Below are 23,508 nucleotides of genomic sequence, written 5' to 3'. Positions count from 1 at the left end.
TGAAAATCAAATATTCTAGTTCTTAAACTCTTACTCTCTGCGTCCTTCGCGCCTCTGCGTGAGAAAAAAATCATACCTTCATTCACCAACGCCACAAGTAAATTTATGGGTATAATTAATTTCTCCAAAACCTCTAGCCACCAGATTTAAAATTTTGTTCCCTGTAACTGAGTTTAATTTGTGTTTAATTATAATTGGCTAACCGCGCCCGAAAACTTAAATTTGTCATTAAATGATGTGCATCTTTGGTGCATTAATTTAAATCAGTCGGAATCACAATTACAAGATTTTTGGGAAACTTTATCTAGTGATGAAATCGCTCGCGCCGAAAGGTTTTATTTTCCTGAACATCGACAAAGATTTATCGCTGGACGTGGCACTCTCCGCGCCATTTTAGGGCGATATTTAGGTATTGATCCCAAACAAGTGGAATTTGAATATCAACCCCGTGGTAAGCCTTTTTTGGCGGCTAAATTTGCCAATCAAAGATTATTCTTTAATTTATCTCATTCCCAAGATTTAGCTTTGTGTGGTGTAAGTTATCCAAATCAGATTGGTGTAGATATAGAATATATTCGCACTATGTCAGATTTAGAAAGTCTGGCTAAACGGTTTTTTTCTGCTGAAGAATATGAACATCTGCGGTTAGTCTCTTCTGAAGAACAAAAACAAATGTTTTTCCGTTATTGGACTTGCAAAGAAGCTTATGTAAAAGCGACAGGAGATGGTTTAGTCAAGTTAGAAGAAATTAAAATATCTTTAACGAAAAATCAACCAAGTAGATTACTTGTATCAGGAGATTGGAATTTAAGGGAATTAACACCAACAGATAATTTTGCGGCCGCAGTTGTCGTTGCGGGGAAGAATATTAATTTACATTGTTGGGAATATTCACCCTTTGTGGACTATTAAATAGATTTCCTGTCTCATAACTGAAGTCGCTTAAAAGCGACTGAAATTAGCAGTAATTCGGTTTTGGGTGAGTTCTCAACTGTCTTGAGGGGAAATTCGGCCAAGGTAAACTAAGATTTAGTTTGGTTAGAGTCATGACTAAGCTTCCTGAAAAACTTATGTTTACCGTGGCCTGACTAATTGATGAATTTAACTCATACCAAATGATTACTTTTTCAGCAAACCCTAATTAATCATCTCAATAATCTCCAGTAGAAAAATCACAGTTTAGACATTATTCAGGTGCTAATAATTCCCGAATTATCCTAGTTACAGCTTTTTGAGTAACGCGACTAGCAATTTGTTGACCTAAACGCTGCACTCCTGGGTTAACAATGATTTGGGCTAATTGTGGTGCTATTTTAGTAGCATCAAAACCTTTAGTTTCTCGCAAAATACCAGCAATGCGTTTAATATATTCTAAGGTTTGTTGTTGTTCAACTGTTGCTGATGGGATTTGATTTACTGCTGTTAATCCTACCCTTTCTCTGAGTATATAGGTGAAGTTATGTAAAGCATTTTTACTAACAGCATCTACACTATTGAAAAATTCATCAACTAATCTATCACGAATAAATGAACCCCGTTCTGAAGAAAGAAATTCTACTCCTTGATTGAGGACTAAGTTAAGATCATATTCTTGGTTACTGCGGGCATTTTTTAACAAGTTTTCCAAACGATTCCAGCGGAATTTACCATCTTTAAAAAGTAACTCTTTTAATGATGTTCTTAATTCATCTGCTGAATCTGTTAATAATCGTTTAGCAACGTAAGGATAGGCTTCACTGAGAACTTTGAAGTTGGGATCTATATAAATTGCAATCCCTTCTAAAGTCACAAGAGAACGAATAATTAAAGCGTAATAAGGTGGAACACGGAAAGGATATTCATACATTAAAGCCGATAAATCATCGGTAATACTTTTAATATTCAAATCCGCTACACTTGCACCTTCCGCGTTAGCAAATACCTTAGCAAAAGCCGGAACAATAGGGGTAAGGTCCGTTTCTGGAGTCAGAAATTCTAGCTTTACATAGTCCTTTGCTAAACTATCAAATTCTCGGTTAACAACGTGAACAATTGCCTCAATTAAACCATAACGTTGGGCTGGTTTAACTTCGCTCATCATTCCAAAATCAAGATAAGCTAATTTACCATCCATGGTAGCTAACAAATTACCTGGGTGGGGGTCAGCATGGAAAAATCCATGTTCTAATAATTGACGCAAGGAACACTGGACACCAATTTCAATTAAATACCGCGCATTGATTCCTAAGGCCGCAATTTTTTCTGGTTGAGTCAATTTCAAACCGTTAATCCATTCCATCGTTAAAACCCGACGGTTGGTGTATTCCCAGTAAATTTTTGGTACATAAATATCCTTCATGTTACCATATAACTCAAAAAAGCGTTCGGCATTTTCCCCTTCATGAATATAATCCATTTCTTCAAAAATGCGATCGCCCAATTCATCTAAAATCCCGACTAAATCACTACGCACCCGCTTGACTTTCCGCTGTACCCAACCAGCCAGATTTCGTAAAATATACAAATCTATAGTAATTCGTTCCCGTAAATCTGGACGCTGAACTTTAATCGCTACCTCTTCCCCAGTTTTCAATTTTCCTTTATATACCTGTCCCAAGGAAGCAGCCGCAATAGGTTGAGCAGATAATTCTGCATAAATTTCTCCCGGTGGCGCTCCTAGTTCTTCTTCTATAAACTGGTAAGCTATTTCATTAGGAAAAGCCGGTAATTGATCTTGCAGTTTAGTTAATTCTTCTAAATAAACTGGTGGTACTAAATCTGGCCTGGTAGATAAAGCCTGACCGATTTTAATGTAAGCCGGACCGAGTTTTGTTAATAATTTTCTGAGTTGAATGGCGCGACTTTGTTCATTTTTTACCAAAATTCCCCATTGCTTATCCCACCATAAGCCAAATACAAAGGAAATTGTTGGTTTAAGAACCGTCAAAATCCGCCCTAAAACTTGCAGAAATCGTCCACGATATTGTGCTTGTATTTCCACAGGATCATACAGCAGTGTCTCTGGTTCAGACCCAGTCTTCACTCGCGGCTTATGTCTCGGCTGTCTGGAGACTTCCGCTGACTTGATTATTAAAGTCTCTGCACTTTTTTCCGCTATGACTTCAATTACGGACAATTCGCCTCCGCGACTGTCCTCCTGAATTGTTCGAGAACTAGGGGGAAGTGTCTTAACCATCATGAAGAAGCCACCAGTTAAATCAACGTTGTTAAATATTGTAACAATATCTTGTCTTTTAGAAATATTTTTGTCAATTATTATCTTTTATGTTTCTGTAAGCTACAGCGAGTCTTAATTTGATACGTTACGATTAAGAAGATTAAGTGGTTTTTTGCTCTCGCCCAGCCGCAGAGGACGCAAAGAAAAGAGAAATATAGAGCGTTTTTATCTAAATTTGGGACTTTTTTATTTGCAAGTCTCTTCTGAAATTACAAGATTGATTAAATAATTTGGATATTTTGTTGTAGGGATATAAGTTATTTATATAAGATTTTGGCAAAAAAGAACTTTCTCAATAAATAGGGGTTCATTCTCATGAATATTGAGAATTTTGTCAATAATTTCACGAGTTTCGGTAATTTCAGCCGGGGGGCTTGACAGTGTTTTGAGTTTCGGCTATGATGATGTTATTGGTGGGGAATAGTGCGCCCATATATATAGAGTTTTGAATTACTAAGATTATTATTTCCAAAATAAATCTCCGCAGTAGGGAAATAATAACCGCAAATTCTGAAATTACAAGATTGATTAAATAATTTGGATATTTTGTTATAGAGATATAAGTTATTTATATAGCCGTTGATTAATCCCAACTCTCACTCAATCAATGTCAAAATTTAATTGGGAAGAAATCAAGTAAATTCAACATGGATATTAAAAATGGATTTGTCGGTACAATTGGGAATACACCACTAATTCGTTTAAACAGTTTTAGTGAAGAAACAGGTTGTGATATCTTAGCCAAAGCCGAATTTCTGAACCCTGGTGGTTCTGTAAAAGATCGGGCTGCGCTTTACATTATAGAAGATGCAGAAAAAAAAGGACTGCTTAAACCTGGTGGCACAGTAGTCGAAGGAACTGCGGGAAATACGGGAATTGGACTGGCGCATATCTGTAATGTCAAGGGTTACAAATGTTTGATTATTATTCCCAACACTCAATCTCAAGAAAAAATAGATGCTTTAACTACCTTGGGTGCAGAAGTTCGTACTGTTCCTGCTGTACCCTACAAAGATCCCAATAATTACGTCAAACTATCTGGTAGAATTGCCGCAGAAATGGAAAACGCCTTATGGGCTAATCAGTTTGACAATTTAGCTAATCGTTTTGCTCATTATCAAACCACAGGTAGAGAGATTTGGCAACAGACAGATGGTAAAATAAACGGTTGGGTAGCGGCCACGGGTACGGGTGGTACTTATGCAGGTGTCGCCATGTACCTAAAAGAACAAAATCCCGGCGTTAAATGTGTGGTTGCTGACCCCTTGGGTAGTGGACTATATAGTTATATCAAAACCGGGGAAATCAAAATAGAAGGTAATTCCATTACTGAAGGTATTGGTAATAGCAGAATTACAGCTAATATGGAAGGCGCACCTATTGATGATTCTATCCAAATTGATGATTTAGAAGCCTTGCGTGTCGTTTATCAACTATTAAAAAAAGATGGTTTATTAATGGGTGGTTCAACAGGAATTAATGTGGCTGCGGCTGTGGCTTTAGCCAAACAATTAGGACCTGGACATACTATTGTTACTATCTTGTGTGATAGTGGTTCTCGCTATCAATCACGCATATTTAATAGTGAATGGTTAGCAAGTAAAGGACTGATGATTAATTAGGATTTCCGCGTTTGTCACTACTTTGAGTATAAATTAGAGCGGGCAGCCCGCCCGCATTTAAGTATAAATTACAGCAGGGAAGCTGGTTAATTACCCTTTATTCTTTATTCAAGGGATATTCATGAGAAACAAAGGGAATAGCTACTATTTCTCCCTCTGTTTCCCCAATTTGCACTTTTAAACCGACTCCACCAGCTTTACTTCTGATGTAACCTAGTCCAAAATGACCATCCGGGGTGGTTGTATAGCTGGTGAGTTTACCTACTTTTTCATCGCCAATGGTGATGATTGTTCCTGGTTCAGCCGCATTATGGAGATGAATGCCCCAAAGGTATTGTTTTACACCTTTATATGTATTCAATCTGGCAATGGTTTCTTGTCCGATATAACAACCTTTATTGAGGGAGATTGTTTGCCATAAACCGACTTCTAAAGGGTTATAATCATCCGTAATTTCCGCATCTGGTGCGGGACGACCTTGTAGTATTCGTAACATCTCCCATTGCTGATCGCTTAATTCTCCAGCACCATAACTGAGGATTTCATTCGACAATGTTTCTTTATTTGTGACTGGTAAAATTAGAGTATATCCAGGTGTAGCCAAGCCGCTACCAATAGCAACTATTACTCCATTTACTGATATGAGATTACCATCTGGTTGACCAATTAAATCACCAGCCCCCAATTTTTCGACAATACCATGGCTTTGGGGTCCCATAAGGCTAAAAGTCGCCGTTTCTGCGGTGATATCAGTTAATTTAACCTTATCTGCAAAGAAGATATAACGATCTAACCATTTTGCTAGTAGCTGACGACGGTTAGGGGAAACTAAGAGCAAAACAGCATCATCTAATACATAGCTAGTGACTAAATCAATGGTTCTGGCTGTAGATGTCACCATAACAGTATCGCAGCCCTGACCGGGTTTGAGGACTTGAAAATTATTTGTGCTTTGATTGTGTAAAAAACGTATTCTATCATCACCAGAAACACGGATACGACCCCAATGAGAGCGATCGCTTATAGCTACACCTTCTTTAATTAATTGGATGGCGTTTGCATTTTCATTGTTAATTGCAGATGTCAACATAATTATGTAAGTCTATTTTTGTTTAAAGAATCAATAGCATTGTTTTAACGGTTGATATTTTATCCCAATGGAACTTGAATTGTTTCTCCTTGTGGCAGATTATTTGATACTAATTAGAGATTTACAAGTAATAACCCAAGATGTAAAAAGAGTTGTACTTATTTTAGGCGACTACCCCAATTTTGACAACCAAGATTATGAAACTTTACGGTTTCAATTAGCCTTGATAATTCTTTCTATCAAATTCACTGGTTTTTGGGTAGAATGATATCTCTCTTCTTTATAAAAATCTATATCTCTCCAAACATCAGTGATGCCCATTTCAATATTAAAAACAGGTGCTATATTTTCATAAGGATGTTGAAATTCCAGAATTTACTGCAATTTTTCCCACATTTATTTTGTGGGAATTTGTGCTAAAATATTATTTCCTGTATAAAGTGACCACATCCCTCCACCATTAACTTTTACCCCTAATCTTTGATTAATTTCTAAAGCACTTAAACCTAATTCTTTTTGTCTATCCTTGAGAATTTTTTTCACAAATGGTTGACTATTAGAATTAAAAAATAATAGACTTTCCGTAACATTCGGAAACATTTTATAACCTTTTGTTGCACCTCCCCCGATAGATTTTATGCCTTTATCTATGATTATTTGCTGTCTAAAAGCAAATCCTAATTTAATTAAATGATCATATAAATAAAACAAATTTCTTAAATAGCCAAATAGATATAAACTACCCGACAATTTAATTACTCTTGATATTTGATTCAGCCATTGTAAACACCATTCTACATAATCTTCTTCAGTACGCCATTGATAGTCCCATTTTTCTTGAATTACTTTCCAATAAGGAGGATCAAGGATAACTAAATCAATACTTTTATCTGGTAATTCTTGCAATTTTTCTATGCAATCACCTAAAATAAGCAGATTTATAAATATTCTTTTCTGATTCATAAACATCTGCAAAAGATGCTATTGCGTCCTTTAATTTATTAACTGCATCTTCTTGAGTATCTCCCTGTCCAACAATACCATTTTCTAAACACAAACCCACCCAATAACCGGAACTTTGTCTAAGAACAACTGTGTAAAAGTTCATTTTTTTTGTTAACCCAATCAATACTACGCCAAAAATAATATAGTATCTCCTAAAGACATTTTTTTAATCTGTTTTAGTTTTACTCCTTGCTCAATTACAGCTTGAGAAACTGGTAATATTTGAGAAGCATTGAAAAACTCCTCAAACTAGGTTTTATCTTCATCATTTATCTGATGATAACCCAATACTTCGAGACGAGAAAGAGCAGATACAAAAGGAGAATTTTCAGCGATAAACTCCCTTAAAAATTCATTTTCTGCTTGTGCTGCATAAATAATAATATTGCTATCAAGTAACATCATTTAATGACGATTAGGAAGAGAGCGATCTTGACGAATTTCTTGTTGCCATTTCTGCGGATCAATTTCAACAAAAATATTCTTTTTTGATATTTTTCTTAATGCTTCTGCCATTTTTTGTCCATTAGATATGGTAAGATATGAAAAATCTATTCCCATTAATTCTAAAATTTTCAAAAATATGTCTGTATCCATTTCCATGATTTCGGCTGCTTTATGTAAACTAATTAACCGAGATGTTAAAGCACCAAGTACAAATATAAAGGTTTCTTTTTGTTCTATACTCTGGAATAATTGCACTTGAGAGGCAATTTCTTTAAAGGTAGTTTGGTGATTCATTTATTTGATACTGGTTAATGGATTAAGTCTATTTTTATAATTATATCAACTTTGCTCTACCAAAACCATAAAACAAAACGACAAGTTGGATATTCAGAAGAAATAACCTTAATCATCTGCTAAAGTTTCCAACTCATCGGAAATCAAATTTTGCCAATCTTCATCACAATGGGAATGTAAATGAATTGATGCTACTAATAATTCTGAAAGTATTTTAGCTTTTTGGCGATCGCTTAACTCAGAAAGTTGTAATTGATTAACCAGAGAAATCACATTTTGGCATTCTTCCTGTAATTCCATTAGTAGCTGATTAAGCGTTGAGTTGTCACTGCTAATTTTTTGGTTTGCGAGTTTCATTAGTTTTTACCCAATCTTTTTAGCGCTTGTTTTATTCCTTGTTCAAAAGCTCTAATTTCCTTTTCCCAATGGTTAATTAAACCCTGGTCTGGAAATTCTTTCTCTAATTCTAGCCTAATTTTTTCCTTGTGTTCAGCAATACGAGATTCTAAAGATGATATTGCTTTCTTGAAATGACTTTTACCCATATAAGATAACTGATAAAACTTACATTATACTAGGAGGACAGCGATCGGACTCACAAAACCACAACCAAAATGCGATCGCTCTCTCATCGTACCTACATCAAAGAGCGATACACAGGTAAAGCAATATTTTCACCTTTTTCTAAAAAGTTAGCATACCATAGTTTACATTTTTGAGCTTTTATAGATGTTGATTTAGGGTTGGTAATAATTCCTAAAACTCCTGAATCAGGGATAATTAATCTTGGCATTATGGCAATGGTGAAAATAGAGAACGATTAGAAAAATGATCTTGTTCTAAAGATTAAGATAAATACTCTAAAGTTTCTGTTTGTTCTTGTTCATCTCCTTCTTCTTCCCACGTTTTTAATAATTCCAGTGCTTTTTTGTTGTTGCTTTTTGTTGGTTCTAATTCTTTTTTCCTCTCAATTATTGTTTCTAATTGTTTGATATAAGCGAGGACTTTTTGATAAGATGCGGCATCTTGTACTACTAATTCTGCTTTACCATTAACTGTTAAAATCAGAGGATTTCCGGTTTCTTTCATCTGGTTAATGAGTTCGTTGGTGTTGCGTTTGAAGGTTGAGAGGGATTGAATATCTTGACTGAGATTAATCATGGTTGGTGACTCTGCACTAAATTTAGATTTAATTTAATGTTAGCATAAATAGGACTTACGTAAGATGTTGCTGAACACCTTATTCTTGCGTAGGGGTAATTCATGAATTACCGCAAATTCGGTTCTTTTTGCGTAAGTCCTGATAAAATTAAAAAAGCAATCGCACTTCATTCTACCTACATCAAAAAGCGATCGCTCTCCACCAAACCACACCCAAACAGCGATCGCTTTGTTATAGTTTCTACTCTACTCAGTTAACGGTTAACGGATTCTGATAAATCCTGATACAGAAGATAAATTATGAGTAAAGTTACCACTGGTATTGACTGGTCGCTTACCTTTATTACCTTCAGAAGTCTTAATAACAGTGCTTCCTTGAGAATATGCTCTGATAATGCCAATATGATTAAACTCACCCGGAGCTTCAGACCAGTCAAAAGTAACAATATCTCCACGCATAGGAATCACCGAACCTTTAGGAAACCAAAAATCGTTTTGTTTTGCCCAAAATTTCCAAGATTCAACTAAAGCCATTGTTGCCCAAAAACCTTCAGGTTGATCTGGTATATCAATTCCTACGTTACGACAACAATAAGCAACAAAAGCCGCACACCAATTATAAAAAACTGGATCACTTCCGATATGACCTATATTTTGCATAGGTTTACGGAAAGGTTTGAGGTATTTTTCCGCTTCACTACTTGCACTACTCCAAGTAAGTCCTTTAGCGGCTTCAATTTCAGCAAAACCAGCCAATCGTAAATAAATAGGATCAGATGGATCTACAGAAATGCTATCTCCAGGTTTACCACCAAGTTTACCCCAAGTCATGGGACCTACTTCCCCATCAGCCATTAAACCTGCTTTTAACTGAAAAGCTTTAACGGCATTTTCTGTGTTATTTTCAAATTCACCATCTACTTGGCCAGCATTAAATCCTAAATCATTAAGTGCTTTTTGCAAGGCTTTAACATCATCTCCTTTACTACCCCAACGCAGAATACGAGTTAAGGTTGGTAAATCAGTGGTAGGAGTAATGGTAATATCAGGTGCGGTAACAGAAGGAATCTTCTTATCAGAGGGAGCAATTAAAAAGGTTTTTGCTGTAGGATATTTGCCTAAAAAATCTACAAATTCATCCGTTAGTTTGGTTTTTAATTCTACTACTTCAATAGGTTCTGAACCTGCATTAGCAGCGATAACTGGATAAGATGTGCCATCTTCTTCCTTCCGAAAAAGTTCAAACCATGTCACCTCTTTTTGTTTTGTTTTTGTATCAATATCGTCACCCATTCCACTTTCTGGTATATTGTGATAGTTCCATAAAATATCCTCAAAATTCTGATATATAAGTAATAACGTATCTCCCCCCCCGAATAATCAGCTTTTCTTATGTATTTTCATAGTTAATTGATAGTTGATTTCTCTATCGGGATATCCTGAGCATGAAACATTTATCCGCGTCAATTCTAAAATTTGCCAAAACATTTCTGTATCCACTTCCATAATTTTGGTTGCTTTATGCAAACTAATATTAATTAGAATCAGTAAAATTTGCTCTTCTTGTATAGCAAGTTTAAGTGGCACAGGCTTCCAGCCTGTGAACCTGCTAAAATCAAACTGTGAATCTGCTAAAATCAAACTTGTAAAAATTTAAAAATTAACTCTTAACAAAAATTCATGTAATTCATCTATAGAAAAAAGTATTAAGCAATAGCAAACTCTGTAAACTTACGAGTTTCTGGATCATGAAAAGCTAACACAATATCCTCTTTCGGTACACCTTCTCTTAATAACTCCGTTGCAATACCTTCCTGGGTCCAATCTTCCTCAATATATATCTTATCATTTTTAATGCGAATATGGACATGAGTTGATTTTAGTCTTTTATCTTCTTTCCAATCAACTGTTAACCACAAATAATGATCGTGAGTTTCATCAAATACTAAACAGGTTTCAGTATTATAATCAGGAGATTTATGAACCAACTGATCATATTCTGTTAAAATACTTTTAATTAACTCCCGATATTTTATAATTTTATCCATGATTGAATCTCCTGTTTTTTATCATTAAAAACAATAAAGTTAAGTTATGGTATATGTCCTTTGCTGGCATTTTTCACCCCGATAATCAACTATTATATTATATAGCAATCCTGAACAGTTTGTGAGAAAATACGTAGATAAAAATCCTTGTTTTATAAGCATTTTAGCCTTGTTGAACTCTCACGTATCATTTAGGATTGCTATAACATTCAGGTGAGTTCATCAAGACCCACCCTAACCTAAATTATACCAAAGCCGCTTCTCCTTACTAATCACCCTCCCCTCATCCTCAAAACCAACAATTTGATCACATTAACAACATACTTTTCACATCTTCTAAAGACATTGAAACACTATTCTTTTCTTCTTCCTTAGCATCTCTCAAATCTCGTAAATCTTCCAAATCTTCTAATAATTCCTGAATCTTCAAAAATTCCTCATAAGGTAAAACCGCAAATTGTTTTTCACCATTTTTTGTTAAAAACTCAGGATGTAATTCAATCATTTTTTAACCTCCTATTACTCATAAGCTTTACTACGATGCTTAACCCTATACACGATTATAGTTTGTTCTGCTAATTCAAACAAAATTCGATAATCACCAACTCTTAAACGATATTCTGGAGTAAAATTTGTTAAGCGTTTCACATCTCCTTGTAAATCATCTTGCATTGCTTCAATTTTATTGATAATGCGTTCTCTGTCATTTACAGGAATTTTCTGTAAATCTTTAATCGCTTTGGGTTTAAATTCTATTTGGTAATGCACATATTTTAACCTTTTTCAAAACATTAAGGTGAGTCCATCCAAACTCACCCTAACCTAAATTATACTAACAAATTTTTTCTCTATTAAGCCACAGCAAACTCAGTCAACTTCCGAGTTTCAGGATCATGAAAAGCTAAAACAATATCCTCTTTGGGTACACCTTCCCTTAATAACTCAGTTGCAATTCCCTCCTCAGTCCAATCTTCCTCAATGTAAATCTTCTCATTTTTAATTCTCACATAAACCGAAATTGCTTTCACTCTTTTATGATTTTTCCACCCGATATTAAACCAAAGATATTGACTTCTTTGATCATCAAACATTAATACCTCATCTATATCAGGATCAGGTACTTGTGCTGAAATTCTTTCATATTCAGTGAGGATTTGTTTGATTATATTTTGATAATTATTTACCTTGTCCATTTGATAATCTCCTCTTTATTAATATCAACAACCAACAGTGAAACTTGATATTTTTGTAAAATTAATTCAATCGCAACTTGTTCAAAAAACTTCTCATAAATCTTTTCACCAATTGCTAAATAAACTTTATACTCAGGATGAGTCAGAGAAAGAAAGGTTTGATAAATGAGATATTGTCCTAACGCTGTTTCAAATTCTCGCATGGGAGAACGACTCAGAAAACTTTTAATTTCAATAACTATTTTTTCTCCTTCTCTGGTTGCGGAAATTGTTTTTTCACCAGCTAAATCAGCAAGTAATTTAACTTCTTCATATTTAATTGGATATGGATCAAAAGTAATTATCCAACCATCTTTAATTAAAGCATTTTTCACCGCTTCATGGCAAGTATCCTTTGCTGGCATTGTTTACCCCGATAATAAACTATTATAACATTCAGGTGAGTCCACAAAGAACTCACCCCAATTACATTATACCAAAGCAGCCTGATCCTCCTTACTAATCACCCTACCTTCATGCTCAAAACCAACAATTTGATCAAAATTCAAATAACGATACAAATTATCAGCAAAAGGATTAATTTTCTCCCCTACAATCTCCATATATTCCTTAACTGTAGGAATACGCCCCAACAACGCACAAACTGCTGCTAATTCCGCTGAACCTAAATACACTTGAGCGCCTTTACCCATGCGATTATTAAAATTACGAGTTGAGGTAGAAAACACTGTTGTATTATCATCAACTCGCGCCTGATTTCCCATACATAAACTGCATCCAGGAATCTCCGTTCTCGCATTCGCACCTACAAAAACATCATACACTTTTTCTACTTTTAATTGATGTTCATCCATTCTTGTCGGAGGTGCAATCCATAACCGCGCTTTCACCGCACCTGCACCTTCTAAAACCTTGGCTGTTGCTCGATAATGTCCGATATTTGTCATACAAGAACCTACGAAAACTTCCTGTACTGGATCATTCGCAACTTCCGATAATAACTTAACATTATCAGGGTCATTGGGTGCAGCTACAATTGGTTCTTTGATGTCGTTTAAATCAATCTCAATTACTTCTGCATATTCCGCATCTGCATCTGCTGATAATAACACAGGATTGGCTAACCATTCCTCCATTTTTGCCACGCGCCGCAGGATAGTTCTGGCATCACTATAACCCCGTGCTACCATATTTTTTAACAGAGCAATATTTGACCGCAAATATTCCGCTATTGTCTCTTCACTTAACTTAATTGTACAACCTGCACAAGAACGTTCGGCGGAAGCATCTGTTAATTCAAATGCTTGTTCTACTTTCAAATTTGGTAATCCTTCAATTTCCAAAATTCGCCCGGAAAAAACATTTTTCTTGTTCTGTTTTTCCACGGTTAACAAACCTTTTTGCATAGCTACATAAGGAATGGCGTTAACAATATCTCTCAAGGTAATTCCTGGTTGCAATTCTCCTTTAAAACGGACTAATACGGATTCTGGCATATCTAAGGGCATTACACCCAATGCACCAGCAAACGCAACTAACCCAGAACCCGCAGGGAAGGATAAACCCAACGGAAAGCGGGTATGGGAGTCTCCTCCTGTTCCCACTGTGTCGGGTAATAACATTCTGTTTAACCAGGAGTGAATGATACCATCACCAGGACGCAAAGCCACGCCACCACGAGAAGAAATGAAGTCTGGTAGTTCTTGATGGGTTTTGATATCTACCGGTTTAGGATAAGCGGCTGTGTGACAGAAACTTTGCATGACTAAGTCTGCACTGAACCCTAAACAAGCGAGTTCTTTTAACTCGTCTCTGGTCATTGGTCCTGTGGTGTCTTGAGAACCCACTGTGGTCATGATTGGTTCGCAAGATGCCCCCGGACGTACCCCTGGCAATCCGCACGCCTTCCCGACCATTTTCTGCGCCAATGTGAAGCCTTTTCCACTGTCGGCGGGTGCTTGGGGACGGATAAATAAATCGCTGGGTGCTAAACCCAAGGCTTGACGGGTTTTGTCGGTGAGGGTACGGCCAATTAATAGGGGAATGCGGCCACCTGCGCGAACTTCGTCTAAAATGGTGTCAGGTTTGAGGCTGAAGGTGGAAATTACTTCTCCTGCGGCGTTGGTAACTTCACCTTTGTAGGGGTAGATGGTAATTACGTCACCAGTTGCCATTTTTGTGACATCGCATTGTATGGGTAAAGATCCCGCATCTTCGGCGGTGTTAAAAAAGATAGGTGCGATCGCACTACCCAAGATATAGCCTCCAGCCCGTTTATTTGGTACAAAGGGGATATCATTACCTAAATGCCATAATACTGAATTGATTGCAGATTTGCGTGATGAACCTGTACCCACCACATCGCCAACATAAGCTACAGGATATCCTTTTTTCTTTAAGTCTGCAATGGTTTCTAAACTTCCCGGTTGACGGGTTTCTAACATTGCTAAGGCGTGAAGAGGAATATCTGGACGGGTTGTAGCGTGGGTTGCTGGTGATAAGTCGTCAGTGTTAGTTTCTCCGGGAACTTTGAAAACCGTGACGGTGATAGATTCTGGTAATGTGGGACGAGTGGTAAACCATTCCGCTGCGGACCAGGAGTCTACCACTTTTTTGGCGTATTTGTTGGTTTTTGATAGTTCTAATACATCATGAAACGCATCATAAACTAACAGTATTTTGCTCAATGCTATTGCTGCGTTTTCTGCTACTGAGGAACTGAGTAAATCAATTAAGGATTGGACGTTATAACCGCCTACCATCGTTCCCAGTAATTCTACTGCTTCGATAGCAGAGACTAAAGGACTGGTAATTTCTCCTTTAGCAATAGCAGTAAGAAATCCGGCTTTTACATAAGCTGCTTGATCTACTCCGGGGGGAATGCGATCGCGTAATAAATGTAATAATAACTCTTCCGTACCTGGGGCAGGATTTTTCAGTAATTCACATAATTCTGAAGTTTGTAATGCGTCTAATGGTAAAGGGGGAATACCGAGTTGGGCGCGTTCTTGGGTGTGTTGTTGGTATTCTGCTAACATGATTTAGCCTTTCTCCTGCTATGTCTTGTTTTCTTTATTTTATTGTAAGGGAATTGTTACAGGAGTTACTGGTAAACGAATTTGTCAGAAATAGACAGTTTGTGGTTTATAATTTAAGAAGTAAAGTTTACATTAGGTAGGTTACTATGGTGACAAAACAAATAATTCAAGAGAAATTAGAAGGTTTAACTCAAGAAGAACTTAATCAAGTTTATGGATTAATTGAACAACTAAGTAGTGCAGAAAAGCCAGTTAAAAAGCCCAGTATAATGTCTAAATTAAGAAAGATTTATATTGATGCTCCTGAAGATTTTTCTGTTAAACTTGCGATTAGCTTTGGGAGAGATGTAAGTGAGGAGTAAAATTTTTGCTGATACTTGGTTTTTTGTTGCTTTAATCAAAAGGAGTTGTGAATAATGAAGGTGAAAAAAGAAGAAATTAAAGCCATGATTCTCCAATTTCCTGTAGAAGAAATTAATGAATTAATTGCAGAAATTAGAAAAGTATTGGAAATAAGAGAATTTATGAAATTAGCAGAAACAGGATTTACGGAGTGGAATGATCCAGAAGAGCATATTTATAATGATGAAACCGAAGATTCATGAAATTTGGTTAGTTTCCTTTCCTTTTAGCGATTTAAGCAGTAATAAACTTAGACCTGCTTTAGTTGTTGCTATTCACAGAGAAGAAGTAATTATTTTGGGAATTTTCTCAAAAATACCTGATGGTGATTTACGAGATACTTGGGTTTTAATCTCTGATAAAGACGATGAATTTCAGGAAACTGGACTGAAAAAAAGCTCAATAATTAGGAGTGATAAAATAGCAACTGTGAATCAGTCTGTTTTTCAGAAAAGATTAGGTATCTTATCACCAATGTTCATAGAAAAAGTAAATTTAACTTTGAAAATCTCTCTTAATTTAGGTGATTAAAGTTAAACATGATTCTGAAACTCGGAAGTTTACAGATTTTGCTGTAGCCTAAATTGAAAAGTGATGTTATTATAGTTACAAAGAAAATAAATTTAATACTTTTAATTGAGGTGCTTAGTCTATGTTTCCAATGAAAATTGAGAGAAAACCCGAAATTTAAACCAGAATATTTTAACATAGACTTATCCACATTAGAAGCTGAAAAAACCACAGTAAAAGCAATTGAATATGCTCAATTACTTGATGATGCTGTGCAAATAGGAGTTAGTGTACAGAAAGAAATGAGGAAATTACAAGGTAAGCGTTAAAAGTCTGGTTTGAATGTAGGTAAACCGGGATTAGATGATTTAAAATAACCCCATCCTGTAAATCCTCAAATCCTCTAAATCCTGATTTTGACAATATGCTATAATCTACCTAATGATTTAGGAGTAAAATCAATGCTACAAATCAACAAAAACTACGTATTAGACCAAAATCAAAAACCAATAGCGGTACAAATTCCTATTACCGAATTTGAACAAATCGAAGAAATCTTAGAAAACTATGGATTAGCAAAACTGATGGAAGAAGTAGAAACGGATGAAGTTCTCTCTAAAAATGAAGCTATCAAATATTTACAAATCCTGAAAAATAACAATGTGGAAAGTTGAATATACAAAGAAATTTTTAAAAGAATTAGCATCTTTACCCAAAGATGAAAGGTTACAAAGATAAATACAAAATCAGAGTAGGAGATTATAGAATAGGTTTAACTCTTGATCAAGAAAATCAAACTATTTTATGTCAAAGAGTTGCACATCGTAGCGAAATCTATAAAATTTTTCCTTGATTTACAATAGTACAATTGCTATTTTACAGGGGTTTCCGCTCTTATGAGGTACATCTTAAGCCCCCTCCTCGCTTGCGGGGAGGGGGTTGGGGGTGGGGTTCTTGTACCTCATAACATCGGGAAGTGCTGTAATTCTACTAAATTCTGTAGGTTGGGTTGATAAAACCCAACATTTTACATTTTCAGGATGTAATTACATTCTGATGCCAATATTTTACAACTCTTTCACCGTTAACTGAATACTCGGACTTGGTAATAACGTATATCTCAAATAGAACCCCAACCACACAAATGCAATAATTAACAAAGTCCCAATTCCCAGGAAATTAGGTAACCAAAACACCACCTCTATATGATTGATAGCACCTGGTTTAAGTGTCCAGATCAATTGATTACCATGCTTTTCTGGTTTGATAGCATTTTCATTATTGTCAATGTTTTTTGTTCCCCAAGGTGTCTGTAAACTAAAATCTAAATTGACAATTGAATTATTATTCTTGGTGGTAAGCATGGCCAAAGAACGCAAATCTAAATCATAAACTAGATGATTTCTAGAAAATAGGAAAAAATTCCTATCTTCTGCTACCAAACTTGAGGTAATATCTGATATTTCCGAATTATTGCTATCTTGAGAACTGCGATTTTTGAAAAATACAGTAAATTTTTCTTGTAATTCCTTCGCACTGGTAAAGGGAATTTTAACAATAATTTCTGCTGGTGAAATTCTCTGTGTTGAACCTCCTAAAGTTCGCGCTTGATTTTCTAAAGTTTTTAACCATTCTGATAGATAATCACCACTAAAAATGGTGAGTTTTTCCGCTAACTGAATATGCTGTATTAATTCTCCATTATTTGTGCTATTAAAATTCACTCCTAAATCATATTTTACACAACCAGATAGGAGCAATGAAGAAAGTATTACCATCAATACAATAGGTTTTATTTTGGTAATTTTGCCAATTTTAATAATTGAAAAAAATCTGGATTTTATCTTAGTGAAAGTGAATACATTCATTGTAGTTTCTCCTTATTTGCTAAAAACTTAACCAAACTAAATAGGAAATTGTTAAAGAAACAGCAATTAAAGCTACCCAAACAAAGCGATTATCTTTAGTATTGACCGTGCTAAGATCAATATATTCTGGTTCTACAGATTTGGGTTGAGATTTTTTAGGTTGGGAATTGACAACTATTTTCGATTTGTGATCAGAAACTATACCAAAGTCAGGAATTTCTGTCATCCATTCTTGAGGACGATTAAGTTTGGGTGCTTTTAAAATATAGACTAGGCGCTTTGCTTGTTGACGAATTTCATAATGGGGATGACCTACAAGTTGTTGACAAAGATTTATTGCTGCTTCTGAACGTCCCGCAGCTTCATAAGCATTCACCAACCAAATTTCTACTTCTCCAGCAAAACGGGTATTTTTTCCTAATAGGGCGCTGGCTTTTTCTAAATTTTCTACAGCTTCCCGATATTGACCATTTTCAAAAGCAATTGTCCCCATTTGGTAACGAGATCTAGCGAGTTCTAAACTTTCTGTAGTCATTAGTTATTCAGTCATTAGTTATTAGTTATTAGTTAAATCGGCGGTTAGAAACCGCATCTACACAAACAAAACCCACCTGCGTGGGTGAGAAATCTCTGGTTTTTATGCAGTCTGCGGAGGCGGAATTTGTTTGTGTAGCCGTGAATTTTATTCACCAGAACTATTAATCCTGATTATTGTCTCAACTGAGAACCAAGAATCATTGTCCCAATCCCCACATCTGTAAATACTTCTAACAGTAAAGCATGAGGAATACGACCATCAATGATATGTGAAGCTTTCACCCCTTGAGCTAGAGATCGCACACAACAATTCACTTTAGGAATCATCCCCCCACTAACTATACCATCAGCAATTAATTGTCGCGCTTCCCGAATATCTATTTTCGGAATCAAGGTAGAAGGGTCATGATAATCTTTTAAAATTCCTCTGGTATCGGTGAGCAAAATTAACTTTTCTGCTCCCAAAGCTGCGGCTATTTCCCCCGCTACGGTATCAGCATTAATATTATAAGCCTGTCCCGTTTCATCAGCAGCAACACTGGAAACTACGGGAATATAGCCATTACTAGAAAGTGTTTCTAAAATTTTGATATTGACACTGCTAACTTCCCCAACAAAACCAATTCCTTCATCACCTTGAGGACGAGCCGTAATTAAGTTACCATCTTTACCACAAAGTCCTACGGCCATACCTCCAGCCTGGTTAATTAGCGCGACAATTTCTTTATTTACACGCCCAACTAACACCATTTCCACTACATCCATTGTTGGTGCATCGGTAACGCGCAAACCATTTTTAAATTGTGCTTCAATTCCTAATTTACCTAACCAACTATTAATTTCTGGACCACCACCATGAACTAAAATTGGCCGCAAGCCGACGCAAGATAAAAAGACAACATCCCGAATTACTTTATCTTTGAGGTTGCTATCCTTCATTGCTGCGCCACCATATTTAACTACAACGGTGCGACCAGTGAATTGTTGGATGTAAGGTAATGCTTCACTGAGAATTTCGACGCGATTCGCTTCAGCCTTCCTGATATACTCTGTATCATTAATCATGTTTTTACCCAAGTTGCTAATTATCTAGTTTATTGGATAACTAGCAACTAGAGTTAATAAGCTGTTGTGATCATAGCAGTGGGACAGGGAGCAGAAAGATATTCATTACCCATTACCCATTACCTATTACCTGTTCCTAAGAGAGTTGAAACAAGAAAGTCACTAAATCGCCCTTACCTAAGCTAATGCGATCGCCGGGACGGAGGCGATGTCTATTTCCTGGTAATAGGGGTAAATTGTTGATGTAAGTTCCATTGGAACTACCTGCATCTTCTATATAACAAGCATCTCCCTCAATCCGAATATCTGCGTGAATCCGGGAAACAATCTCCGAATTTGCGAACCCTGAAACATCAATATCTGGAGGAATGCGGTCATTAGGCTTACCAATATGAATAACCGAGAGATTTTGTGGTAATTCTATTTCTTGGTTAGCTTGAACATAAAATAACCGCGCGACTACCTGTTGTAATTGGGTGTTGGACACCTTGGCTGGTGGTGCGGCTGGAGCTACTTCAGGAATTGTCGGGGGATCTATCTGGGGTACATAAGCAGGCGGAATATAAGCTTCCGGTTCTGGCGCTACGGGTGCTGGTGGGGGAGTAAGTACAGGGGGAATATATACTTCCGGTTCTGGCGCTACGGGTGCCGGTGGAGGAGTAAGTACAGGGGGAATATATACTTCCGGTTCTGGTGCTACAGGTGCCGGTGGAGGAGTAAGTACAGGGGGAATATATACTTCCGGTTCTGGCGCTACAGGTGCTGGTACAGCAGGAATATAAACAGCTTGTTCCTGGACTACAGCTACCGGTGCGGGTGTCAGTACAGGGGGAATATAAACTTCTGGTTCTGGTGCTATGGGGGGAACATAAACGGCTTCTGAACTAGCTACAGGTGGGGGTGCTATGGGCGGTATATTAACACTAACGGCAGGGCTGGCGGTATTCCCAATTCCCAAGGCATCGGGCTTTAATAGTTCCATGATTGGATCAGGAGCAACCGGCGGTACTTGTACAGGAATATTAGCAGCAGCAGTTGGTGCGACTGTGGTTGCTGTAACAGCAGCAGCGTGAAGACGTAGGTTATAACCGCACTGACCGCAGAATGCCGCATCTGACTGTACTGTTGCTCCACAATTAGGACATTTAGCTGTAGCTGGCAACGGGCTGTAGCAAGCTTCACATTGAACAGCCCCATCTGGATTAGGGTGATTGCAATTAGGGCAAACTATCATGGATTTAAGCCTTAGTCAAGGTCGTTGTAAAAATATTACTGACAAGCACAGCAGTAACTTTAGCTTTTGATGCTAATAATTACCTAGAGTGAAAACATTTAGCTTTTGAGTTCTAAACCAGCCGCAGTATCTAGCAACCAGTAAAGTTCTCCCTGGGGTTTAATCAAGCGAGATGGATAAGCAAAATCATCTGCTACTGGTGCGAAAATTTGCGCCAGCGCTGGCCTTTTGTTAGCACCAGCAACCATAAAAATCACACTGCGAGCCGCGTTAATCAATGGGTAAGTAAATGTGAGGCGGAGACTGTCACCTTTATTACCAACAGTAATTAAGCGATCGCACACGTTGAGAGCCTCTGTGTGGGGAAATAAAGATGCAGTATGGGCATCATCACCCATTCCCAATAAAACTACATCTAATGCCGGGAACTCTCCAGATACGGAATTAAAAAATGTTTGCAGATGCTGGTTATACTTAGCTGCGTCCACTTCTGGATGAGAGGACAAAGTGGGGATAGCATGAATATTAGCCGCTGGTATAGCAACCTGATCTAACCATGCACGTCGCGCCATCAATTCGTTGCTATCAGGGTGATCTGGTGGTACATAACGCTCATCTCCCCAGAATACATGAATTTTATCCCAGGGCAACTTCTGCACGGCCATGGCTTCATACAAAGGTTTTGGTGTGCTGCCACCTGATAAAGCAATTGTAAATTGTCCGCGTTCCCTAATAGCAGTTTCCACTTTTGACAGGATCAATTCTAGCGCCCGTTGGACGAGTTCGGACACGCTGGTGTGAACTTCAACAGTTTTGTTCATGGCATTATCATTACATGATGCTGTTTCTTTGCAATACCATAGCGAACTTCTGACCATTTTCCGGTTTAACTGTGGAAACTTTTAACATCATCAAGTTAAACCATAAATTACGGTCTTCTATTGTCCTTCACCTTCTTTATCATTATTCTTGATTGCTTGTCAGTATTCAGTTGTACTAATCGCTCATAATCACTCCAAAAGACTGTTAGCTGAATCAAGATACATCGGTAAATAAGCCAAAAATAAAAATTCTTACCAGTTTACCAGTTGTGAACATTGACAAATTAGAGATTATTACTGATCACATTAACGTCACATAATAGAAAGTAAATTGGCAAATAAAATATACCAAATATCCATCTGGATCAAAATCTACATCTTTTTGTCAACTTAAACCTAATTATAAAGCTTTTCTTCCTTTGCGCCTTTGCTCCTTAGCATCTTAGCGCGAAACAAAAACCTAAAAAGTCACAACACTGCGAATAGAGTCACCCCTGTGCATTAAATCAAAAGCATCATTAATTTTTTCTATCGGCATAACATGAGTAATTAAATCATCAATATTGATTCTACCATCCATATACCAATCTACAATTTTTGGCACATCAGTTCTTCCTCTAGCACCACCAAAAGCCGAACCTTTCCAAACTCTTCCAGTTACTAATTGAAATGGACGAGTGCTGATTTCTTGTCCCGCACCAGCAACACCAATGATCACACTTACACCCCAACCTTTATGACAACATTCTAAGGCTTGACGCATGGTATTAACATTGCCAATACATTCAAAAGAATAGTCAGCACCACCTTTTGTTAAGTCTACTAAATAAGGAACTAAATCACCCGCAATTTCTTGAGGATTGACAAAATCTGTCATACCAAATTTTTCAGCTAAATCCCGCTTTTTAGGATTAATATCTACACCAATAATTTTATTCGCGCCCACCATTCGCGCTCCTTGGATGACGTTTAAACCAATCCCCCCTAAACCAAAAACTACTACATTTGCACCTGGTTCTACTTTAGCTGTATAAATTACCGCGCCAATACCTGTTGTTACGCCACAACCAATATAACAAACTTTATCAAAAGGGGCATCCTCTCGAATTTTGGCGACAGCAATCTCTGGCAATACCGTATAATTAGCGAAGGTGGATGTACCCATGTAATGGTGAATAATATCGCCACCAATACTAAAACGACTAGTACCATCTGGCATTAAACCCCGTCCTTGTGTGCCGCGAATTGCTTGACAAAGATTAGTTTTGAAGCTGAGGCAATAATCACATTGACGACATTCAGGGGTGTATAAAGGGATTACATGATCTCCAGGTTTAAGACTTTTGACATCAGCCCCCACTTCCACAACTATACCAGCGCCTTCATGGCCTAAAATTGCCGGAAATAAACCTTCTGGATCATCACCAGAAAGGGTAAAGGCATCCGTATGACATACTCCACTAGCTTTAATCTCAATTAATACTTCCCCTGCTTGTGGTCCTTGTAATTGTACGGTTTCAATTGTTAGGGGTTTTCCCGGACTATAGGCTACTGCTGCTTTGACTTCCATTTGATTCTCTTTATTGGCGAGGATTTACGTAATTTTATCTCACCCAGAGGCACTCCAGGCGCGAAGAGGAATATTTTTCATGATTACTTGTCAAATTGTTCTATGTATGCTAGAGTGATGGGCATTGTCAGAAAAATATCCTATCTAATTAACTACGGTTTAGACTGGTTGAAGTCAGCAGATATTTTAGCAATTATGACCATAAAATTAATCTTGGCTGCAACTACCCACTTTGACGATTAATGAAATCTGTAATAAACATGATCAAACCTGCCCTTACTAAAATTGGCGCTCAAATGTCTAACTTAACTGGCGTAAGAGCGATTATGAAAGATATTAACGAAACCCTCAGAGCCAGTAAGGGAAAGGAATTATATAATTTGAGC

35 protein-coding genes are annotated in these 23,508 nt (G+C 37.0%); 11 read left to right on the top strand and 24 right to left on the bottom strand.

Annotated elements, in window-relative coordinates:
* Positions 1-180 precede the first annotated feature (180 nt).
* A complete protein-coding gene (gene hetI / locus ACIR310F_RS0104740) occupies positions 181-912 on the top strand; it encodes a 4'-phosphopantetheinyl transferase HetI (protein ID WP_028082826.1) in 732 nt (243 codons plus the stop codon).
* A 274-nt stretch (positions 913-1,186) separates the two neighbouring features.
* Here the strand turns inward: hetI and ACIR310F_RS0104735 are convergent, their stop codons facing one another.
* Entirely contained in the window at positions 1,187-3,178 is a 1,992-nt protein-coding gene (locus tag ACIR310F_RS0104735; RefSeq protein WP_028082825.1) for an ABC1 kinase family protein, read from the bottom strand.
* 686 nt (positions 3,179-3,864) lie between these two features.
* Here ACIR310F_RS0104735 and ACIR310F_RS0104730 point away from each other — a divergent pair.
* The gene (locus tag ACIR310F_RS0104730; protein WP_028082824.1) at positions 3,865-4,839 is read left to right on the top strand and encodes a cysteine synthase A; all 975 of its coding nucleotides are present in this window, start codon (positions 3,865-3,867) and stop codon (positions 4,837-4,839) included.
* A 97-nt stretch (positions 4,840-4,936) separates the two neighbouring features.
* Here the strand turns inward: ACIR310F_RS0104730 and ygfZ are convergent, their stop codons facing one another.
* Positions 4,937-5,929 carry a CAF17-like 4Fe-4S cluster assembly/insertion protein YgfZ gene (gene ygfZ / locus ACIR310F_RS0104725; protein WP_028082823.1) on the bottom strand — a complete coding sequence of 331 codons (993 nt, stop codon included), beginning with the start codon at positions 5,927-5,929 and terminating at the stop codon, positions 4,937-4,939.
* 67 nt (positions 5,930-5,996) lie between these two features.
* Here ygfZ and ACIR310F_RS26060 point away from each other — a divergent pair, with 67 nt between their 5' ends.
* Positions 5,997-6,197 carry a hypothetical protein gene (locus ACIR310F_RS26060; protein WP_196803163.1) on the top strand — a complete coding sequence of 67 codons (201 nt, stop codon included), beginning with the start codon at positions 5,997-5,999 and terminating at the stop codon, positions 6,195-6,197.
* 128 nt (positions 6,198-6,325) lie between these two features.
* Here the strand turns inward: ACIR310F_RS26060 and ACIR310F_RS21585 are convergent, their stop codons facing one another.
* The 8 genes from ACIR310F_RS21585 to ACIR310F_RS0104685 all read right to left on the bottom strand — a co-directional run bounded on the left by ACIR310F_RS21585 (position 6,326) and on the right by ACIR310F_RS0104685 (position 8,836).
* Entirely contained in the window at positions 6,326-6,892 is a 567-nt protein-coding gene (locus tag ACIR310F_RS21585) for a DNA-methyltransferase (protein WP_196803162.1), read from the bottom strand.
* Positions 6,849-7,037, bottom strand: a complete 189-nt coding sequence (locus ACIR310F_RS21580; RefSeq protein WP_071604788.1) for a type II toxin-antitoxin system HicB family antitoxin — start codon at positions 7,035-7,037, stop codon at positions 6,849-6,851. The genes ACIR310F_RS21585 and ACIR310F_RS21580 overlap by 44 nt, the downstream gene beginning before the upstream one ends.
* Before the next feature lie 146 nt (positions 7,038-7,183).
* Positions 7,184-7,339, bottom strand: a complete 156-nt coding sequence (locus ACIR310F_RS26055) for a PIN domain-containing protein (RefSeq protein ID WP_196803161.1) — start codon at positions 7,337-7,339, stop codon at positions 7,184-7,186.
* Positions 7,340-7,675 (bottom strand): hypothetical protein, encoded by a 336-nt coding sequence (locus ACIR310F_RS26645; protein WP_231387389.1) that lies wholly within the window; start codon positions 7,673-7,675, stop codon positions 7,340-7,342.
* Between the two features lie 108 nt (positions 7,676-7,783).
* The gene (locus ACIR310F_RS0104700; protein WP_028082822.1) at positions 7,784-8,032 is read right to left on the bottom strand and encodes a hypothetical protein; all 249 of its coding nucleotides are present in this window, start codon (positions 8,030-8,032) and stop codon (positions 7,784-7,786) included.
* Positions 8,032-8,220 (bottom strand): hypothetical protein, encoded by a 189-nt coding sequence (locus tag ACIR310F_RS0104695; RefSeq protein ID WP_028082821.1) that lies wholly within the window; start codon positions 8,218-8,220, stop codon positions 8,032-8,034. Before ACIR310F_RS0104695 ends, ACIR310F_RS0104700 begins: the two co-directional genes overlap by 1 nt.
* 92 nt (positions 8,221-8,312) lie before the next feature.
* Positions 8,313-8,468, bottom strand: a complete 156-nt coding sequence (locus tag ACIR310F_RS25235) for a hypothetical protein (protein WP_155963102.1) — start codon at positions 8,466-8,468, stop codon at positions 8,313-8,315.
* Between the two features lie 53 nt (positions 8,469-8,521).
* A complete protein-coding gene (locus ACIR310F_RS0104685) occupies positions 8,522-8,836 on the bottom strand; it encodes a type II toxin-antitoxin system prevent-host-death family antitoxin (RefSeq protein ID WP_028082820.1) in 315 nt (104 codons plus the stop codon).
* Between the two features lie 102 nt (positions 8,837-8,938).
* On the opposite strand from ACIR310F_RS0104685, the gene ACIR310F_RS25230 reads away from it, so the two are divergent.
* Positions 8,939-9,094, top strand: a complete 156-nt coding sequence (locus tag ACIR310F_RS25230; RefSeq protein ID WP_155963624.1) for a hypothetical protein — start codon at positions 8,939-8,941, stop codon at positions 9,092-9,094.
* Between the two features lie 3 nt (positions 9,095-9,097).
* Here ACIR310F_RS25230 and ACIR310F_RS21565 read toward each other — a convergent pair whose 3' ends face one another.
* The 8 genes from ACIR310F_RS21565 to acnB form a co-directional block, all read right to left on the bottom strand.
* On the bottom strand, positions 9,098-10,129 hold the full coding sequence (locus tag ACIR310F_RS21565; protein WP_081677553.1) for a peptidoglycan-binding protein: 1,032 nt from the start codon (positions 10,127-10,129) through the stop codon (positions 9,098-9,100).
* Between the two features lie 87 nt (positions 10,130-10,216).
* Positions 10,217-10,477, bottom strand: a complete 261-nt coding sequence (locus ACIR310F_RS21560) for a hypothetical protein (protein ID WP_035367621.1) — start codon at positions 10,475-10,477, stop codon at positions 10,217-10,219.
* Between the two features lie 65 nt (positions 10,478-10,542).
* Positions 10,543-10,884 (bottom strand): XisI protein, encoded by a 342-nt coding sequence (locus ACIR310F_RS0104670; RefSeq protein WP_028082819.1) that lies wholly within the window; start codon positions 10,882-10,884, stop codon positions 10,543-10,545.
* Between the two features lie 307 nt (positions 10,885-11,191).
* Positions 11,192-11,389 (bottom strand): hypothetical protein, encoded by a 198-nt coding sequence (locus ACIR310F_RS0104665; RefSeq protein WP_028082818.1) that lies wholly within the window; start codon positions 11,387-11,389, stop codon positions 11,192-11,194.
* A 14-nt stretch (positions 11,390-11,403) separates the two neighbouring features.
* A complete protein-coding gene (locus ACIR310F_RS0104660) occupies positions 11,404-11,652 on the bottom strand; it encodes a type II toxin-antitoxin system RelE family toxin (protein WP_028082817.1) in 249 nt (82 codons plus the stop codon).
* 83 nt (positions 11,653-11,735) lie between these two features.
* Positions 11,736-12,077, bottom strand: a complete 342-nt coding sequence (locus ACIR310F_RS0104655; RefSeq protein WP_028082816.1) for a XisI protein — start codon at positions 12,075-12,077, stop codon at positions 11,736-11,738.
* Positions 12,065-12,481: a XisH family protein gene (locus ACIR310F_RS0104650; protein WP_028082815.1), complete on the bottom strand. Its 417-nt coding sequence runs from the start codon at positions 12,479-12,481 to the stop codon at positions 12,065-12,067. The genes ACIR310F_RS0104655 and ACIR310F_RS0104650 overlap by 13 nt, the downstream gene beginning before the upstream one ends.
* A 66-nt stretch (positions 12,482-12,547) precedes the next feature.
* On the bottom strand, positions 12,548-15,115 hold the full coding sequence (acnB, locus tag ACIR310F_RS0104645; protein ID WP_028082814.1) for a bifunctional aconitate hydratase 2/2-methylisocitrate dehydratase: 2,568 nt from the start codon (positions 15,113-15,115) through the stop codon (positions 12,548-12,550).
* 146 nt (positions 15,116-15,261) lie between these two features.
* Here acnB and ACIR310F_RS0104640 point away from each other — a divergent pair, with 146 nt between their 5' ends.
* The 6 genes from ACIR310F_RS0104640 to ACIR310F_RS27460 all read left to right on the top strand — a co-directional run bounded on the left by ACIR310F_RS0104640 (position 15,262) and on the right by ACIR310F_RS27460 (position 16,880).
* Positions 15,262-15,477, top strand: coding sequence for a hypothetical protein (locus tag ACIR310F_RS0104640; protein WP_028082813.1), 216 nt, complete (start codon positions 15,262-15,264; stop codon positions 15,475-15,477).
* Positions 15,478-15,531: 54 nt separating this feature from the next.
* Entirely contained in the window at positions 15,532-15,720 is a 189-nt protein-coding gene (locus ACIR310F_RS0104635; protein ID WP_028082812.1) for a hypothetical protein, read from the top strand.
* Entirely contained in the window at positions 15,698-16,048 is a 351-nt protein-coding gene (locus ACIR310F_RS0104630; RefSeq protein ID WP_196803160.1) for a type II toxin-antitoxin system PemK/MazF family toxin, read from the top strand. The genes ACIR310F_RS0104635 and ACIR310F_RS0104630 overlap by 23 nt, the downstream gene beginning before the upstream one ends.
* Positions 16,049-16,185: 137 nt before the next feature.
* Positions 16,186-16,356 carry a hypothetical protein gene (locus ACIR310F_RS25225; RefSeq protein WP_155963104.1) on the top strand — a complete coding sequence of 57 codons (171 nt, stop codon included), beginning with the start codon at positions 16,186-16,188 and terminating at the stop codon, positions 16,354-16,356.
* Positions 16,357-16,488: 132 nt separating this feature from the next.
* Positions 16,489-16,701, top strand: coding sequence for a hypothetical protein (locus ACIR310F_RS0104620; protein WP_028082810.1), 213 nt, complete (start codon positions 16,489-16,491; stop codon positions 16,699-16,701).
* 44 nt (positions 16,702-16,745) lie between these two features.
* Positions 16,746-16,880, top strand: a complete 135-nt coding sequence (locus tag ACIR310F_RS27460; RefSeq protein ID WP_231395457.1) for a type II toxin-antitoxin system RelE family toxin — start codon at positions 16,746-16,748, stop codon at positions 16,878-16,880.
* A gap of 214 nt (positions 16,881-17,094) precedes the next feature.
* Here the strand turns inward: ACIR310F_RS27460 and ACIR310F_RS0104610 are convergent, their stop codons facing one another.
* The 6 genes from ACIR310F_RS0104610 to ACIR310F_RS0104585 all read right to left on the bottom strand — a co-directional run bounded on the left by ACIR310F_RS0104610 (position 17,095) and on the right by ACIR310F_RS0104585 (position 23,122).
* The gene (locus ACIR310F_RS0104610) at positions 17,095-17,895 is read right to left on the bottom strand and encodes a DUF3153 domain-containing protein (RefSeq protein ID WP_028082809.1); all 801 of its coding nucleotides are present in this window, start codon (positions 17,893-17,895) and stop codon (positions 17,095-17,097) included.
* A gap of 19 nt (positions 17,896-17,914) precedes the next feature.
* Complete coding sequence (locus ACIR310F_RS0104605) at positions 17,915-18,430, bottom strand: tetratricopeptide repeat protein (protein ID WP_028082808.1); 516 nt, start codon at positions 18,428-18,430, stop codon at positions 17,915-17,917.
* Positions 18,431-18,603: 173 nt separating this feature from the next.
* Positions 18,604-19,497: an acetylglutamate kinase gene (gene argB / locus ACIR310F_RS0104600; protein WP_028082807.1), complete on the bottom strand. Its 894-nt coding sequence runs from the start codon at positions 19,495-19,497 to the stop codon at positions 18,604-18,606.
* 136 nt (positions 19,498-19,633) lie between these two features.
* The gene (locus ACIR310F_RS0104595; protein ID WP_028082806.1) at positions 19,634-20,731 is read right to left on the bottom strand and encodes an FHA domain-containing protein; all 1,098 of its coding nucleotides are present in this window, start codon (positions 20,729-20,731) and stop codon (positions 19,634-19,636) included.
* 98 nt (positions 20,732-20,829) lie between these two features.
* Complete coding sequence (gene pgl, locus ACIR310F_RS0104590) at positions 20,830-21,552, bottom strand: 6-phosphogluconolactonase (protein WP_028082805.1); 723 nt, start codon at positions 21,550-21,552, stop codon at positions 20,830-20,832.
* Between the two features lie 460 nt (positions 21,553-22,012).
* Complete coding sequence (locus tag ACIR310F_RS0104585) at positions 22,013-23,122, bottom strand: S-(hydroxymethyl)glutathione dehydrogenase/class III alcohol dehydrogenase (protein WP_028082804.1); 1,110 nt, start codon at positions 23,120-23,122, stop codon at positions 22,013-22,015.
* Between the two features lie 102 nt (positions 23,123-23,224).
* Here ACIR310F_RS0104585 and ACIR310F_RS25220 point away from each other — a divergent pair, with 102 nt between their 5' ends.
* Positions 23,225-23,365 (top strand): hypothetical protein, encoded by a 141-nt coding sequence (locus tag ACIR310F_RS25220; protein WP_155963106.1) that lies wholly within the window; start codon positions 23,225-23,227, stop codon positions 23,363-23,365.
* Positions 23,366-23,508: the final 143 nt, after the last annotated feature.

The organism is Dolichospermum circinale AWQC310F, assembly GCF_000426925.1.
Taxonomy (GTDB): Bacteria; Cyanobacteriota; Cyanobacteriia; order Cyanobacteriales; family Nostocaceae; genus Dolichospermum; species Dolichospermum circinale.
The sequence above is the reverse complement of the archived record's forward strand: the minus strand, read 5'-3'. Positions and strand labels throughout refer to the sequence as shown.